General features: G+C 66.4%; 14 protein-coding genes. 9 read left to right on the top strand and 5 right to left on the bottom strand.

Going from position 1 to position 15535, the window contains the following annotated elements; translation table 11 throughout:
• Positions 1-85: 85 nt before the first annotated feature.
• Complete coding sequence (locus BST42_RS29135) at positions 86-907, bottom strand: alpha/beta fold hydrolase (RefSeq protein ID WP_083121118.1); 822 nt, start codon at positions 905-907, stop codon at positions 86-88.
• A 51-nt stretch (positions 908-958) separates the two neighbouring features.
• Between BST42_RS29135 and BST42_RS29395 the strand changes: the two genes are divergently transcribed.
• From BST42_RS29395 to secA, 3 genes are all read left to right on the top strand, one after another.
• Positions 959-1588: a ComF family protein gene (locus BST42_RS29395; protein ID WP_083121117.1), complete on the top strand. Its 630-nt coding sequence runs from the start codon at positions 959-961 to the stop codon at positions 1586-1588.
• Positions 1589-1874: 286 nt separating this feature from the next.
• A complete protein-coding gene (gene hpf, locus BST42_RS20370) occupies positions 1875-2558 on the top strand; it encodes a ribosome hibernation-promoting factor, HPF/YfiA family (protein WP_207569543.1) in 684 nt (227 codons plus the stop codon).
• A 99-nt stretch (positions 2559-2657) separates the two neighbouring features.
• Positions 2658-5435 carry a preprotein translocase subunit SecA gene (secA, locus tag BST42_RS20365; RefSeq protein WP_083121115.1) on the top strand — a complete coding sequence of 926 codons (2778 nt, stop codon included), beginning with the start codon at positions 2658-2660 and terminating at the stop codon, positions 5433-5435.
• A gap of 10 nt (positions 5436-5445) precedes the next feature.
• Here the strand turns inward: secA and BST42_RS20360 are convergent, their stop codons facing one another.
• Positions 5446-5907: an Rv3235 family protein gene (locus BST42_RS20360; protein WP_083121114.1), complete on the bottom strand. Its 462-nt coding sequence runs from the start codon at positions 5905-5907 to the stop codon at positions 5446-5448.
• A 174-nt stretch (positions 5908-6081) separates the two neighbouring features.
• Here BST42_RS20360 and BST42_RS20355 point away from each other — a divergent pair, with 174 nt between their 5' ends.
• The 5 genes from BST42_RS20355 to BST42_RS20335 all read left to right on the top strand — a co-directional run bounded on the left by BST42_RS20355 (position 6082) and on the right by BST42_RS20335 (position 11441).
• Positions 6082-7497 carry a WS/DGAT/MGAT family O-acyltransferase gene (locus BST42_RS20355; RefSeq protein WP_083121113.1) on the top strand — a complete coding sequence of 472 codons (1416 nt, stop codon included), beginning with the start codon at positions 6082-6084 and terminating at the stop codon, positions 7495-7497.
• A 9-nt stretch (positions 7498-7506) separates the two neighbouring features.
• Positions 7507-8364: a polyphosphate kinase 2 gene (ppk2, locus tag BST42_RS20350; protein WP_083121112.1), complete on the top strand. Its 858-nt coding sequence runs from the start codon at positions 7507-7509 to the stop codon at positions 8362-8364.
• A 22-nt stretch (positions 8365-8386) separates the two neighbouring features.
• The gene (locus tag BST42_RS20345; protein WP_083121111.1) at positions 8387-8890 is read left to right on the top strand and encodes a DUF6912 family protein; all 504 of its coding nucleotides are present in this window, start codon (positions 8387-8389) and stop codon (positions 8888-8890) included.
• A gap of 60 nt (positions 8891-8950) precedes the next feature.
• Positions 8951-10108 carry a ferredoxin reductase gene (locus tag BST42_RS20340; protein ID WP_083121110.1) on the top strand — a complete coding sequence of 386 codons (1158 nt, stop codon included), beginning with the start codon at positions 8951-8953 and terminating at the stop codon, positions 10106-10108.
• A 70-nt stretch (positions 10109-10178) separates the two neighbouring features.
• Positions 10179-11441, top strand: coding sequence for a fatty acid desaturase family protein (locus BST42_RS20335; protein WP_083121109.1), 1263 nt, complete (start codon positions 10179-10181; stop codon positions 11439-11441).
• Positions 11442-11531: 90 nt separating this feature from the next.
• Here the strand turns inward: BST42_RS20335 and BST42_RS20330 are convergent, their stop codons facing one another.
• Genes BST42_RS20330 through aroA form a run of 3 tightly spaced genes read right to left on the bottom strand, consistent with a single transcriptional unit; the run spans position 11532 to position 14702 of the window.
• Entirely contained in the window at positions 11532-12380 is an 849-nt protein-coding gene (locus tag BST42_RS20330) for an aldo/keto reductase (RefSeq protein WP_083121108.1), read from the bottom strand.
• Positions 12381-12420: 40 nt separating this feature from the next.
• The gene (gene rsgA, locus BST42_RS20325) at positions 12421-13410 is read right to left on the bottom strand and encodes a ribosome small subunit-dependent GTPase A (RefSeq protein WP_083121107.1); all 990 of its coding nucleotides are present in this window, start codon (positions 13408-13410) and stop codon (positions 12421-12423) included.
• Positions 13407-14702 carry a 3-phosphoshikimate 1-carboxyvinyltransferase gene (gene aroA / locus BST42_RS20320; protein ID WP_083121106.1) on the bottom strand — a complete coding sequence of 432 codons (1296 nt, stop codon included), beginning with the start codon at positions 14700-14702 and terminating at the stop codon, positions 13407-13409. The genes rsgA and aroA overlap by 4 nt, the downstream gene beginning before the upstream one ends.
• Positions 14703-14737: 35 nt before the next feature.
• Between aroA and BST42_RS20315 the strand changes: the two genes are divergently transcribed.
• Positions 14738-15502, top strand: coding sequence for an SOS response-associated peptidase (locus BST42_RS20315; RefSeq protein ID WP_083121105.1), 765 nt, complete (start codon positions 14738-14740; stop codon positions 15500-15502).
• The last annotated feature ends 33 nt before the right edge of the window (positions 15503-15535 follow it).

Genomic DNA, 15535 nt, shown 5'->3' with positions numbered 1-15535 from the left:
TACAACGAGACGACCAGTTCGCAGACACCTACAGAACCTGGCTCAAAGCCGCTTGACACCAATAGGAGCATCAAAAACCGAACGCTCAAAGGTGACTCAGCACCCGCTCGGCGAACACGTCCGGATGCTCCCGATGCATGAAGTGTCCGCCCGGAACTTCCTCAATGGCGTAGTCGCCCAGAAACATCCGCCTGGCCCGCCGGTAGTCCGACGGCTCGGCCACCGGATCATCCATCCCGGCGAAGACGACCGTCGGCGCAGGGATCTTCGCTCGCAATGACGGGGACGGCAGCGGCGACAGCTTGCGGTAGTACCCGAAGGCAGCATCGAGACTCCCCGGACTCGCGAAGCACTCCCGCACGGCGTCGAACTCCGGGCCGGGAGGATTCCACGTCGGCGACCATCGCCGGTAGATCCCGGGTAACGCCGCGAAATCGTTGCGGGCGAACCGTTTCGCGGCGCCGGGAAGTTTGTAGGAAGCGAAATGCCGTGCACCCCAGAGCTTCCGGAGTGAAGGCATCAACGTAGCCGGGTGCGGAATCGCAACAGCCATGAGCTTGGAAACCAGGTCCGGCCGCAGCGCCGCCGCGCCGTAAGCCGCCGAAGCGCCCCAATCGTGCCCGATCACTACGGCCTCAGAAGCTCCCAGCGCCGAGATCAAGGCAAGCACGTCGCGCGCCAGTGTCTCTTGCGAAGCATCGGTGGCAGGCACCGCAGTCGGGTGATACCCCCGCATGAACGGGCTCACGGCCCGATAGCCGCGATCAGCGATCAGCGGACGCAGGTGATCCCACGTGTGCGCAGTGTCCGGAAACCCGTGAAGCATGAGCACCAGAGGCCCGCAGCCCTGCTCGATGTAGGCGAACGTCAACCCGTTCGCCTCGACGAATCCCGTCGTCTGCGCCACCCCTGTGGACAGTACTCCCGCCGCATCACCCCGCCGGGCCACACTCGAGCCATGCTCGACCTCATCCTGCCGCTCGAATGCGGAGGCTGCGGTGCACCGTCGACCAAGTGGTGCGACTCCTGTGCCGCGACACTCAAAGTCCATACCGACGAACCGCATCTCGTCACCCCGCGTATCGATCCCGGAGTGCCCGTCTTTGCCCTCGGCCGCTACGCCGGCCCGCGGCGGCAGGCAATCGTCGCGCTCAAAGAGCACGGCCGTCGCGACCTCGTCGCCCCGCTGGCCCGCGCCCTCGCCCTGGGCATTCATCAACTCGAAACGTGGGGCATCCTCGACACCCCGTTCACCATCGTCCCCGCGCCGACCCGGGCCCTGGCCGCTCGCAGTCGCGGCGGCGATCCCGTCCTTCGCATCGCCAACGAGGCCACCCGACAGAACCAAACCATCACCGTCATCCGGGCCTTGAAGACCCGTGCGATGGTCCGCGACTCCGTCGGGCTCGCGGTCGCCGACCGGGAGCGCAACCTCAACGGCCGCATCAAGATCACCAAACAAGTCGCGGGTGACGTCCTGCTGGTCGACGACATCGTCACCACCGGCGCCACCGCCCGCGAGGCGGTGCGAACTCTCCGAGAATCCGGTGTGAATGTAACGGCCGTACTCACCCTCGCGCACGCCTGACCTGGGCGGGCGACGATCGGTGTAACAGGGGTCGAAAGAGTTCGAAACAGGTGGGCCAAAAAGGTGGCACATGGGCGTGAACAACGACTACCGTCGGGGCCAACACGCCGTGAACACATCACGGGGGCGGTCTAATCCACAGGCCCGCCGCTTCGCCGAGTGACGGTAGGAGGTGAGGTTCCTCGACCCCTGGCGCCGGCGGGTGAATTTCGTGCCAATCCTGTCGGCGCAGCATCCCAAGACAGGCCGGCACGCCAGAGTGCGTGCAACCCGTAACAGAAACGAGTTGTCAAGCATGTCAATCGATTCCGCGAACACCGGTCAACTACTCGCCGACGATGAGGACCTTGCAGAATCCGCCAACGCCGAAGTTCAGGTGTGCGGACGCAACGTCGAGATCCCCGATCACTACCGCGTCTATGTCGCACAGAAGCTCGCTCGCTTGGAGCGGTTCGACCGTTCCATCTACCGCTTCGACGTCGAGCTCGAGCACGAACGCAATCGCCGCCAGCGAAAGAACTGTCAACACGTCGAGATCACCGCGCGCGGTCGCGGCCCGGTCGTCCGTGGGGAGGCCTGCGCGGAGAGTTTCTACGGCGCCTTCGAGGCGGCCGTCCACAAACTTGAAAACCGGCTGCGGCGCACCAAGGACCGTCGCAAGGTTCACTACGGCGACAAGACCCCGGTCTCGCTGCACGAGGCCACCGCGGTGACCCCGCTCATCGACGCGGCGGCGGCATTCACCCCCGAGAAGGCCACCGCCCAGGAGCAGGTGCTCGACGAGCATGAACCGGGTCGGATCGTGCGGACCAAGGAGCATCCGGCCAAGCCGATGACGGTCGACGACGCGCTCTACGAGATGGAACTCGTCGGCCACGATTTCTTCTTGTTCCAGGACAAGGAGACCGATCGGCCGTCGGTCGTCTATCGCCGGCACGCCTACGACTATGGGTTGATCCGGCTGGGCTGATCGCCGCTGCCCGGGCCGTACCAGCGCGTCACCTAGGATGGAGGGCGCTTAAGCCTCCAATTCACAGGGGGCCCCTCCTACATATGTTCAGGGGAAAACGTGCTGTCGAAGTTGCTGCGCCTTGGTGAAGGTCGCATGGTCAAGCGCCTCAAGGGGGTGGCTGACTACGTCAACACCTTGTCCGACGACGTAGAGAAGCTCTCGGACGGCGAGCTGCGGGCCAAGACCGACGAATTCAAGAAGCGCGTTGCTGACGGCGAAAGTCTCGATGACCTGCTCCCCGAGGCTTTCGCCGTCGCTCGCGAGGCGGCCTGGCGAGTACTGCAGCAGCGTCACTTCGACGTCCAGGTGATGGGCGGCGCGGCGCTGCACTTCGGCAACGTCGCGGAGATGAAGACCGGTGAGGGCAAGACCCTGACCTGTGTGCTCCCCGCCTACCTCAACGCCCTGGGCGGCGACGGCGTGCACGTCGTCACGGTCAACGACTACCTGGCCAAGCGCGACAGCGAGTGGATGGGCCGGGTGCACCGGTTCCTGGGCCTCGAGGTCGGCGTCATCCTGTCCGGGCTCACCCCCGACGAGCGTCGTGCGGCCTACGCCGCCGACATCACCTACGGCACCAACAACGAGTTCGGCTTCGACTACCTGCGCGACAACATGGCGCACTCGGTCGAAGAGATGGTGCAACGCGGCCACAACTACGCGATCGTCGACGAGGTCGACTCGATCCTGATCGACGAGGCCCGTACCCCGCTGATCATCTCCGGACCCGCCGACGGCGCCTCGCACTGGTATAGCGAGTTCGCCCGGCTGGCCCCGATGATGAAGAAAGACACCCACTACGAGGTCGACATCAAGAAGCGCACCATCGGTGTGCACGAGCTGGGTGTGGAGTTCGTCGAGGACCAGCTCGGCATCGACAACCTCTACGAGGCCGCCAACTCGCCGCTGGTCAGCTACCTCAACAACGCGCTGAAGGCCAAGGAGCTCTTCGAGCGCGACAAGGAATACATCGTCCGCAACGGCGAAGTGCTGATCGTCGACGAGTTCACCGGCCGCGTGCTGATCGGCCGGCGCTACAACGAGGGCATGCACCAGGCCATCGAGGCCAAGGAAAATGTCGAGATCAAGGCAGAGAACCAGACGCTGGCCACGATCACGCTGCAGAACTACTTCCGGCTCTACGACAAGCTCGCAGGCATGACCGGCACGGCCGAGACCGAGGCCGCCGAGTTGCACGAGATCTACAAGCTCGGCGTGGTTCCGATCCCGACCAACCGGCCGATGGTTCGCAAGGACCAGACCGATCTGATCTACAAGACCGAGGAAGCCAAGTACATCGCCGTCGTCGACGACGTCGTCGAGCGCTATGAGAAGGGCCAGCCGGTCCTGATCGGCACCACCAGCGTCGAGCGCTCGGAGTACCTGTCGCGCCAGTTCCAGAAGCGGCGCGTCCCGCACAACGTGCTCAACGCCAAGTTCCACGAGCAGGAGGCCGGCATCATCGCCGAGGCAGGCCGCCGCGGTGCGATCACGGTGGCCACCAACATGGCCGGCCGTGGTACCGACGTCGTGCTCGGCGGCAACGTCGACTTCCTCGTCGACACCCGGTTGCGTGAGCGTGGCCTGGATCCCGTCGAGACCCCCGACGAGTACGAGGCCGCCTGGCAGGAGGAACTGCCCAAGGTCAAGGCGCAGGCCGCCGAAGAGGCCGAGCACGTGATCGAGGTCGGTGGCCTCTACGTGCTGGGCACCGAACGTCACGAGTCACGGCGTATCGACAACCAGCTGCGTGGCCGTTCCGGTCGGCAGGGCGACCCGGGTGAGTCCCGGTTCTACCTGTCGCTGGGTGACGAACTCATGCGGCGATTCAATGGCGCCACGTTGGAAAGCCTGTTGACGCGGCTCAACCTGCCCGACGATGTGCCGATCGAGGCCAAGATGGTGACGCGCGCGATCAAGAGCGCGCAGACCCAGGTCGAGCAGCAGAACTTCGAGATCCGCAAGAACGTCCTCAAGTACGACGAGGTGATGAACCAGCAGCGCAAGGTCATCTACGCCGAGCGCCGCCGCATCCTCGAGGGGGAGAACCTGCAGGAGCAGGCCCACGACATGCTGGTCGACGTCATCACCGCCTATGTCGACGGCGCGACCGCCGAGGGCTACGCCGAGGACTGGGACCTCGAGCAGTTGTGGACCGCGCTCAAGCAGCTCTACCCGGTCGGCATCGACCACCACGACCTGCTCGACAACGACGCCGTCGGCGAGCCCGGCGAGCTGACCCGTGAAGAGCTGCTCGACGCGCTGATCGAGGATGCCGAAAAGGCTTATGCGCGGCGGGAAGCCGAGATCGAGGGCCTCGCGGGCGAGGGTGCCATGCGCCAGTTGGAGCGCAACGTGCTGCTCAATGTGATCGACCGCAAGTGGCGCGAGCACCTCTACGAGATGGACTACCTCAAGGAAGGCATCGGCCTGCGGGCGATGGCGCAGCGCGATCCGCTGGTCGAGTACCAGCGTGAGGGCTACGACATGTTCGTCGGCATGCTCGACGGCCTCAAGGAGGAGTCGGTCGGTTTCCTGTTCAACGTCCAGGTGGAGGCAACCCCGTCGCCGGCGGTCGCGCCGGTCGACACTCCGCAGGGTCTGGCGAATCTGGGCGGCCAGCAGCAGGAGCCCGCACCGGCCTTGCGCGCCAAGGGAATCGACGACGAGGACTCCCGTCAGCTGACCTACAGCGGTCCCGCCGAGGACGGCTCGGCGGAAGTCAAGCGCAACGGCGGCGGCAAGCAGGCCGCGACCGCGGGCACCACGCGCAAGGAGCGGCGCGAGGCGGCGCGCAAGCAGTCCAAGAGCAGCAGCAGGTTGCGCCGGGGCTAGCCGAACCCGGTTAGCCGATGTGCAAGGCCACGACCTGCCAGCGCAACCCGGTCGGCGTCATGACCTGTTCGACGCGGCAGGCGATGGCGTGGATGCGGCCGTCCCGGCTATAAGTGGCTGCCACTTCGGCTGCCGCGCCGTCGGTCCCGACCGGTTGCACCCGGAGCCGACGCAGGTGCGCGGCGCCGTTGCTCTTGTGTCGCGCGACGGCGGGCAGTAGCGACTCCACCAATCCCGGGGCCAGCAACGGTCGCAGCTGGGCGGGGGAGCGCCTGCGGTCGATGACCTCGAGCACCCGTCTCAGCGCGGCGTCGGCGAACCCGCCCGCCGCGCGCAGCGGGGCGGACGCCATCGGCTGTGGCGCGGGACGGGGCGACGGCCCCAGCGCGCGGGGACCCGGCAGGTGCACCCGCTCCGGAGCGGTGCGCAGCACCGGCGGTTCGTAGTCGACGACGGGAACGACACAGGACATGGGCACTCTCCGGGATCGGTCGGTAGGGACCGGCTGCCGGAGAGGGGCGAACCGTTGGCGACATGGTGGCACAGATTCGTCGACCGTGTGTGCACCCGCGATGCGCTGACCCGGGGTTGGCGGTTACCGTGTCGGAACGGGCGGGGATTGTTCGATGAGGGGAATGTCGCAACGATGGTGACTCGGCTGTCAGCGTCGGACGCCTCGTTCTATCACCTGGAGGACACCTCCACCCCGATGTACGTCGGCTCGCTGGCGATCGTGCGCAAGCCGCGCGCCGGGCTGAGCTACGAAACCTTGCTGGAAACCGTCGAGCGTCGGCTGCCGCAGATCCGGCGCTATCGCCAGAAGGTCCGTGAGGTCACCTTCGGGCTGGCGCGTCCGGTCTGGGTCGACGATCCGGACTTCGACATCACCTATCACGTCCGGCGCTCGGCGCTGCCGTCGCCGGGAAGCGACTCGCAGTTGCACGAACTCATCGCCAGGCTGGGCTCCCGCCCGCTGGACCGGTCGCGGCCACTGTGGGAGATGTACCTCATCGAGGGACTGTCCAAGAACCGGCTGGCCATCTATACGAAGTCGCATCAGGCGCTCGTCAACGGGATGACAGCGCTGGAGATCGGCCACGTCATCGCCGACCGCACCCAGAAACCGCCGACGTTCGGTGAGGACATCTGGATCCCGAGCCGCGAACCCACCAACGGTCAACTGCTACTCGGCGCGGTCGGGGAGTGGCTGGCCCGGCCCCGCATGCAGATGCAGGCTGTCACTTCTGCGGTCGGCGAGCTGGCCCGCAACAGCGGGGAAGTGGTCGATCTGGCTCGGCGGTTGACCGACGTGGCGCGCACCGTCGCCCGCGGTACCGCACCGAGTAGTCCGTTGAACACCAAGGTGTCGCGCAATCGGCGGTTCACGGTGGCCGTCGGTTCCCTCGCGGACTACCGGCTGGTGCGGTCGCGCTACGACTGCGACGTCAACGACGTGGTGCTGGCCGTCATCGCCGGTGCCTTGCGCAACTGGCTGCTGTCGCGCGGCGAGCCGGTCACCACCAGTTCCACTGTGCGGGCCATGGCGCCGACGTCGGTCTACCCCGAGGCGGTCCTGGAGTCGTCCGGACCGGGCCAGGCCATCAGCGAGGTCGCCCCGTTTCTGGTCGACCTTCCGGTGGGCGAGGGCAACGCGGTGGTAAGGCTGTCCCAGATCGCCCATACCACCGAGTCCCATTCGGCGGCAGCCAGTCTGGTCGACGCCCGCACCATCCTCACCCTGTCCGGCTTCGCGCCGCCCACCCTGCATGCCATGGGCACCCGAGTCGCCACTCAGTTCTCGGCCCGCCAGTTCAACCTGTTGATCACCAATGTTCCTGGGCCGCAGTCGCAGATGTATGTGGCCGGGGCGAAGCTGCTGGAGACCTACGCGGTGCCGCCGTTGCTGCACAACCAGGTGCTGGCCATCGGCGTGACATCGTATTGCGGCATGCTCTATTTCGGCATCAACGCCGACCGCGATGCCATGAGCGATGTCGACGTGCTGCCGACGCTGTTGGCCGAATCTCTCGAGGAACTGCTCGAAGCCGCGCGGCAGACGTAGGATTCGGCGATGGGTAAGGCCAACTCCGACGGTGACGCTTCGGCCAAGAGGCGCAACCGCAAGATCCCCAAAGACATCTACGAAGCCGAATTGTTTCGGCTACAAACCGAATTGGTGAAACTGCAGGAGTGGGTCAAGGCCACCGGCAACCGAGTCGTCGTCGTGTTCGAGGGGCGGGACGCGGCAGGCAAGGGCGGCACGATCAAGCGGATCACCGAGTATCTGAGCCCGCGGGTTGCGCGGATCGCGGCGCTGCCCGCGCCGACCGAACGTGAGCGCGGCCAGTGGTACTTCCAGCGCTACATCGAGCACCTGCCAGCCCGCGGCGAAATCGTGCTGTTCGACCGATCCTGGTACAACCGCGCCGGTGTCGAGAAGGTGATGGGATTCTGCACGCCGCAGGAGCACACGCTGTTTCTGCGGCAGTGCCCGATCTTCGAGCAGATGCTGATCGACGACGGAATCATCCTGCGCAAGTACTGGTTCTCGGTCTCCGACGACGAGCAGTTGCGTCGGTTCAAGTCCCGCCGCAATGATCCGTTGCGGCGCTGGAAGCTCAGCCCGATGGACCTCGAGTCCGTTTATCGCTGGGAGGACTACTCGCGCGCCAAGGACGAGATGATGGTCCACACCGACATCCCGGCCAGTCCGTGGTTCGTGGTGGAGTCCGACGACAAGAAGCACGCGCGGCTGAACATGATGGCCCATCTGCTGGAGAGCATCGACTATGAGCAGGTCGAGCAGCCCAGTGTGGAACTGCCCAAACGCCCGATGCTGGGCAACTATCACCGGCCCGCCCGGGAGTTGACGACGTACGTGGACGACCACGTCTCCACCCTGCTCGGGGACACCGAGAACGGCGCCTAGCTGCAGCGGATAATCTGCCGGGATGCGGGTCTACATCCCAGCCACTTTGGCCATGCTGCAGCAGCTGGTCGCCGACGGGTCGTTGCAGCCGTTGAGCGGGACGGCGTTCGCCGTCACGCCGGCGTTGCGGGAGTCCTACGCCGAGGGTGACGACGAGGAGTTGGCCGAGGTGGCGATCGGGGAAGCCGCGCTGGCGTCGCTGCGGCTGCTGGCCGCCGAATCGGAACGTGCGGGCACCGAATTGCCGCTGCGCCGCGCGGTGCTGATCGCCGATGCGGATGCCACCCCGCGGCCTGATCTCGACGACGCGGTGGTGCGGGTCGGCGGACGGGTGAACCTGGACCAGGTGGTTGCCGCCTATGTCGACAACTCCGGAGCCGAGGCAGCGGTGAAGGCAGCGATCGCGGTGGTCGATGACGCCGATCTGGGCGATGAGGATGCCGAATTGACCGTCGGCGACGCCCAGGACCATTCCTTGGCCTGGTACGGCACCCAGGAACTGCCGTTCCTGCTCGAATTGCTCTGACGCCTGGATACGGAACCGTAAGTTACGGTACCGTAGGTTTGACGGCGAAGGAGGTGCGCAATGGCGAAGAACCAGGTCAAGATCAGTGCGAACGTGGTCGACACCGTGCGGCCGAAGGTGGCCGGTGAGGGACGTAATCCCGCGATCGACGCGGTACGGGCGCTGTTCGGGCGAATCACCACGCCCCTGCTGCCCGATGACTACCTGAAGCTGGCCAACCCGCTGTGGTCGGCGCGCGAACTGCGCGGCCGGGTGGTCGATGTCCGGCGGGAGACCGAGGATTCGGCGACCCTGGTGATCAAACCGGGCTGGGGCTTCACCTTCGACTACCAAGCCGGCCAGTACATCGGTATCGGCCTGCTGGTCGACGGCCGCTGGCGGTGGCGGTCGTATTCACTGACGTCGAGCCCACACGCCGACGGCGCCGGTCGCTCGCGCACCATCACGATCACCGTCAAGGCCATGCCGGAGGGCTTCTTGTCCACCCACCTGGTGGGCGGAGTCACTCCCGGCACGATCGTGCGGCTGGCTGCGCCGCAGGGCAACTTCGTGATGCCCGACCCGGCCCCAGCGTCGGTGCTGTTCTTGACCGGCGGCTCCGGAATCACCCCGGTGATGTCAATGCTGCGGACGCTCGAGCGCCGCGACCAGATCGGCGTGCCGGGTCATATTGTCCACATCCATTCGGCCCCAACCGAATCGGACGTGATGTTCGCCGGTGAGCTCGCGCAGCTGGCCCGCGAGCACGACGGATACCGGCTGACCGTCCGCACCACTCGCACCGAGGGGAGGCTGGACCTGAGTCGTCTCGACGAGGTGGTCCCGGATTGGCGGGAGCGCCAGACGTGGGCCTGTGGCCCGGAGGGAATGCTCGGCGAGGCCGAGAAGGTCTGGCAGGCCGCCGGGATCGGCGACCGCCTGCATCTGGAGCGGTTCGCGGCGTCTCGAACGGCCACCCACGGGGAGGGCGGCACTGTGACGTTCGTGCGCAGTGGCAAGTCTGTTCCGGTGGACGCGGCCACGTCGCTGATGGAAGCCGGCGAGCAGGCCGGATTGCGGATGCCCTTCGGCTGCCGGATGGGCATCTGCCAGTCGTGTGTGGTCCCGCTGGTGGAAGGCCACGTCCGCGACCTGCGTACCGGCGCGGAGCACGAGCCGGGCACCCGAATTCAGACGTGCGTTTCGGCCGCGTCGGGCGACTGTGTCGTTGACGTCTGAGGTTTACTGGCTAGTAACCTACGGGTACGTAGGTTACGGTAGCGTAGGCACAAGAAGGGAGGCGTGACTAATGGCTATTACCGATGTGGAAGCGTTTACGCATCTGACTGACGCGGACATCGAAAGCTTGGCGGTTGAGCTCGACGCCATCCGCCAGGACATCGAGGATTCCCTCGGCGCGCGGGACGCGCGCTATATCCGCCGCACCATCGCCGCTCAGCGCGGTCTCGAGGTCGCCGGTCGGCTGATGCTGGCCGCCAGCTCCAAACGATCGGCCTGGTGGGCTGGCACCGTGACCCTGGGCGTGGCCAAGATCATCGAGAACATGGAGATCGGCCACAACGTCATGCACGGCCAGTGGGACTGGATGAACGATCCCGAGATTCACTCCTCGTCGTGGGAGTGGGACATGAGCGGGGCATCCAAGCACTGGCGGTTCACCCACAACTTCATGCACCACAAGTACACCAACATCCTCGGGATGGACGACGACGTCGGCTACGGCGTCATCCGGGTCACCCGCGATGCCAAGTGGAAGCCGTTCAACCTATACGGCAACCTGCTGTTCAACACTCTGCTGGCGGTCGGCTTCGAGTGGGGCGTCGGATTACAGCACCTGGAGCTCGGCAAGATCTTCAAGGGCCGCGACGACCGCAAAGCCACCCTGATCCGAGTGCGCGAGTTCGGCGCCAAGGCGGGACGTCAGCTGCTCAAGGACTACGTCGCCTACCCGGCGATCACGTCGCTGTCACCGGGCGCCACGTACCGCTCGACGGCCACCGCGAACGCCGTGGCCAACGTGATCCGCAACGTGTGGGCCAACGCGGTGATCTTCTGCGGCCACTTCCCGGATGGCGCAGAGAAATTCACCAAGACCGACATGATCGGTGAGAGCAAGGGTCAGTGGTACCTGCGCCAGATGCTCGGCAGTGCCAACATCTCAGGCAGCCGCGCCATGGACTTCATGACCGGAAACCTGTCGTACCAGATCGAGCACCACCTGTACCCCGACCTGCCGAGCAACCGGCTCGCGGAGATCTCGGTGCGGGTGCGGCAGATCTGCGACAAGTACGACCTGCCCTACACCACGGGCCCGTTCCTGGTGCAGTACGCCAAGACCTGGCGCACGATCGCCAAGCTGTCGCTGCCGGACAAGTACCTGCGCGACACCGCCGACGATGCACCCGAAACCCGCAGTGAGCGGATGTTCGCCGAGCTCGAATCGGGCTACGCCGGCGTCGACCCGGCCACCGGCCGCAAGCGCGGGCTCAAGACCGCGATCGCCACTGCTCGTCAGAAGCGACGGGTCAAGCGCGCAGCCAAAGCCGCCTAGCGATTTATCGAGATCGACGCCAGCGAGGAAAAGTTCGAGTAACTCCCTCGCTGGCGTCGATCTCGTCTTTACGAGCGTCTCGGCTACCGGTTACTTCGGGATGTAATCGAAGGTGTCGGGGTTGGGGCCCCGCCGCCCAGCTTCGCCCTTGTCGAGCGCGGTGATGGCGTCGATGTCGTCGTCGCTCAGTTCGAAGTCGAAGATCTCCAGGTTCTCCTTGATCCGTTCGGGGGTAACGGATTTCGGGAAGACGATGTCGCCGCGTTCGATGTGCCAGCGCAGCACCACCTGGGCCGGGCTCTTGCCGAGGCGCTCGGCGACCTTGCCGATCACCGGATCGTCGAGCACCGCGCCCTGGGCGATCGGTGACCAGGCCTCGGTGAGGATGGTGTGGTCGGTGCCGTAGGCACGCAGCTCGTCGTTGGCGAAGTAGGGATGTACCTCGATCTGGTTGACGGCGGGCACCGTCTCGGTGTCGCGGGCCAGCGTCTCGAGGTGATGGATCTGAAAGTTGGAGACCCCGATGCTGCGGGCCCGGCCATCATTCTTGAACTCCTCCAACGTCTTCCAGGTGGAGACGAAGTCGCCGTCATACAGCGTCGGCAGCGGCCAGTGAATCAGGAACAGGTCGACGTAGTCGAAGCCCAGCGCCTCAATGGTCGCGTCGAACGCGCGCCGCGCATCGTCGGGCTTGTGGAAGCCGTTGTTGAGCTTGCTGGTGATGTACACCTCGCCGCGGTCGATGCCGAAGTCCCGGACGCCCTGCCCGACGCCCTTTTCGTTCTGATACATCTCGGCGGTGTCGATGTGGCGGTAGCCGATCTCGAGAGCGGTGCGCACCGCGGATGCGGTCTCGTCCGGGTCGATCTGGAAGACACCGAACCCCAGCTGAGGAATCGTGGTGCCGTCATTGAGTGTCAAGCTAGGAACAGTGCTCATGTGTGCGGCGTGCCCTCTCGGTTGGTGTTGCAAACAATTATCAGTACGCCGCGCCGTCTGACAACGCGGCGAGCAGTCGTCGGGCCGCGGCGACCCGGCGCGCGGGCGCTCCGGTGAGCGCGTCCAGCGCGCATTCCGGGTCGGCAGGCGGACCCAGGTGGCCACATCCGCGTGGGCAGTCTTCGATCGCCTCGGCCAGATCCGAAAACGCCTTCAACACGTCGTCGGGCTGGATGTGCGCCAGCCCGAACGACCGGATGCCCGGGGTGTCGACCACCCAGCCGCCGCCCGGCAGCGGCAGCGCCACCGACTGCGTCGAGGTGTGTTTGCCCTTGCCGACCCCGGAGACCTCACCGGTGGCTCGAAATGCCTGCGGGACAAGGCGATTCACCAGAGTGGACTTCCCGACCCCGGAGTGGCCGAGCAGCACGGTGACCTGTCCGGCCAGGAGGTCCTGGACTTCGTCGATCGAGTCGCCGCGGCCCGCAGTCAGCACGGTGAGGTCGAGATCGGTGAACTGCTCGGCGAACGACTCGGCCGGCATCAGATCCGTCTTGGTCAGACACAGAATCGGTCGTAGTCCGCCGGCGTATGCCGCGATCAGCGCCCGGTCCACCAGGCCGGTGCGCGGCGGGGGATCGGCGAGGGCCACCACCATCAGTAGCTGATCGGCGTTGGCGACGACCACCCGCTCGGTCGGATCGGTGTCATCGGCGGTGCGGCGCAACACCGTTCGCCGGTCGCCGCGGCGCACGATCCGGGCCAGCGTGTCCGGTCGCCCGCTCAGGTCACCGACGACATCGACCTGGTCGCCGACGACGATGGGGGTGCGGCCCAGTTCCCGGGCCCGCATCGCGGTGACGTGCCGGTGCGGATCGCCGCCCAACACGCAGCCCCACCGGCCACGGTCGACGGTGACGACCATGCCCGTCTCGGCGTCGGCGTGCTCGGGGCGAGTCTTGGTGCGCGGACGCGAGCCACGGCCCGACCGGATCTTGACGTCGGACTCGTCGTACTCGCGTGGGCTCAACCGACCCCCACCATCTCGGTCCACAACGCCGCGAATTCCGGCAACGTCTTGGCGGTCGTCGCGATGTCCTCGACGTCGACACCGGGAACCCGCAGCCCGATGATGGCCCCGGCCATCGCCATTCGGTGATCGGCGTACGAATGCCAGGTGCCCCCGTGCAGCGGTGTCGCGGTGATCACCAGGCCGTCGTCGGTCTCGGTGCACTCGCCGCCGAGCCCGCCGATCTCGGCGCTCAGCGCCGCCAACCGGTCGGTCTCGTGGCCGCGCAGATGGGCGATGCCGGTCAGTCGAGACACCGAGCCGGGTATAGCCAGGGCGGCCAGGGCCGCCACCGCGGGAGCCAACTCGCCGACGTCATGCAGGTCCACCTCGAAGCCGTCGTAGGCTTCCGGTCCGCGCACCTCCAGGTGCGAATCTGACTGGTGCACACTCGAACCCAGGAGCTTGAGGATACTCAGGATGGTGTCGGCGGGTTGCACGCTCGCCGACGGCCAGCCGGCGATTCCCACCGCACCGCCGGTCACCACGCCCGCAGCAAGGAAGGGGACCGAGTTCGACAGGTCCGGCTCGACGTCCCAGTGCCTGGCCGCGATCTGCCCCGGTGCCACCCGCCATTCGTTGGCTTGCGTGTCGTCGACGTCGACACCGGCCTCACGAAGCATCGCCACAGTCATCGCGATGTGCGGGGCCGAGGGCACCGAGGTGCCGGTGTGCACGACGGTCAGGCCCTCGGTGAACGCCGCGCCGGACAACAGCAGGCCCGAGACGAATTGCGAGGAGCTCGATGCGTCGATGTGCACCGTGCCGCCGGTGACAGCGCCGCGGCCGTGAACCTTGAACGGCAGACCGGTGCCGTCGATGTCGACGCCCAGACCGCGCATTGCGTCCAGCAGGGGCGCGATCGGTCGCGTTCTGGCCTGCTCGTCGCCGTCGAATTCGACGACCGCGGTGCTCAGCGCGGCCAGCGGCGGCACGAATCGCAACACGGTGCCGGCCAGTCCGCAGTCGATTCGCGCCCGCGGGCCCGGGTTGAGCGTGCCGCCGACCACCAGTTCGGCGCCCGCGCCGGAGACGTCGATACCGAGGGCCTGGATGGCGCCGATCATCAGATCGGTGTCGCGGCTACGCAGTGCGCCGCTGATCGTGGAGTCGCCTTGCCCCTGCGCGGCGGCCAGCGCCGCGAGCACCAGGGTGCGGTTGGTCTGGGACTTCGAGCCGGGCACGGTGACGCGCGCATGCACCGGCGACGACGTTGACGGCGCGGCCCACAACTCGGTGCTCACGGCATACATCCTGCCCTGTCGGGATCGTGCGCCACCATGGAGTCATGTGCGGACGATTCGCGGTGACCACCGACCCGGCCCTGCTGGCCGAGAAGATCCACGCCATCGACGAGGCCACCGAGGCGGCGAAGGAGGCGCGGGGCCCCAACTACAACGTCGCCCCGACCGCCACCGTCGCCACGGTGGTCAGCAGGCACGACGAGCCCGATGACACCCCGACCCGTCGGGTCCGGTTGATGCGCTGGGGTCTGGTGCCGCCGTGGGTGAAGGCGACGGCCGACGGGTCCCCGGAGAACAAGGGTCCGCTGCTGATCAATGCCCGAGCCGAAAAGGTCACCAGTTCACCGGCGTTCCGCGCGTCGGCGAAGAGCAAGCGTTGCCTGGTCCCGATGGACGGCTACTACGAGTGGAAGCCCAATCCGGACGCCCCGGCAGGAAAGAAGGCCCGTAAGACGCCGTACTTCATGTTCCGCGCCGACGGCGAGCCGCTGTTCATGGCGGGGCTGTGGTCGGTGTGGAAGGCGAACGATGAGGCGTCGCCGCTGCTCACGTGCACGATCATCACCACCGACGCCGTGGGGGAGCTCGCCGAGATCCACGACCGGATGCCGCTGGTGCTCGACGAGGCGGATTGGGACCGCTGGCTGGATCCCGATCAGCCCGCCGACGCTGACCTGTTGTCGGCACCGCCCGACATCGCCGGTATCGATCTGCGCGAGGTCTCTACCTTGGTCAACAGCGTCCGCAACAACGGTCCGGAGCTCATCGAGCCCGCCGATCCACACAACCAACCGGTTGGCCTGTTCTAGCGGCGCGGTCCCGGTTAGGCTCACAGCCAAGAC

This window comes from Mycolicibacterium rhodesiae, from assembly GCF_002086695.1.
GTDB lineage: Bacteria > Actinomycetota > Actinomycetes > Mycobacteriales > Mycobacteriaceae > Mycobacterium > Mycobacterium rhodesiae.
The sequence above is the reverse complement of the archived record's forward strand: the minus strand, read 5'-3'. Positions and strand labels throughout refer to the sequence as shown.

Coding starts and splice junctions, on each gene's coding strand:
- BST42_RS29395 (WP_083121117.1), top strand. CDS start 959: ATGCTCGACCTCATCCTGCCGCTCGAATGCGGAGGCTGCGGTGCACCG.
- BST42_RS20360 (WP_083121114.1), bottom strand. CDS start 5,907: ATGTCCTGTGTCGTTCCCGTCGTCGACTACGAACCGCCGGTGCTGCGC.
- BST42_RS20355 (WP_083121113.1), top strand. CDS start 6,082: ATGGTGACTCGGCTGTCAGCGTCGGACGCCTCGTTCTATCACCTGGAG.
- ppk2 (WP_083121112.1), top strand. CDS start 7,507: ATGGGTAAGGCCAACTCCGACGGTGACGCTTCGGCCAAGAGGCGCAAC.
- BST42_RS20345 (WP_083121111.1), top strand. CDS start 8,387: ATGCGGGTCTACATCCCAGCCACTTTGGCCATGCTGCAGCAGCTGGTC.
- BST42_RS20340 (WP_083121110.1), top strand. CDS start 8,951: ATGGCGAAGAACCAGGTCAAGATCAGTGCGAACGTGGTCGACACCGTG.
- BST42_RS20335 (WP_083121109.1), top strand. CDS start 10,179: ATGGCTATTACCGATGTGGAAGCGTTTACGCATCTGACTGACGCGGAC.
- BST42_RS20330 (WP_083121108.1), bottom strand. CDS start 12,380: ATGAGCACTGTTCCTAGCTTGACACTCAATGACGGCACCACGATTCCT.
- aroA (WP_083121106.1), bottom strand. CDS start 14,702: ATGTATGCCGTGAGCACCGAGTTGTGGGCCGCGCCGTCAACGTCGTCG.
- BST42_RS20315 (WP_083121105.1), top strand. CDS start 14,738: ATGTGCGGACGATTCGCGGTGACCACCGACCCGGCCCTGCTGGCCGAG.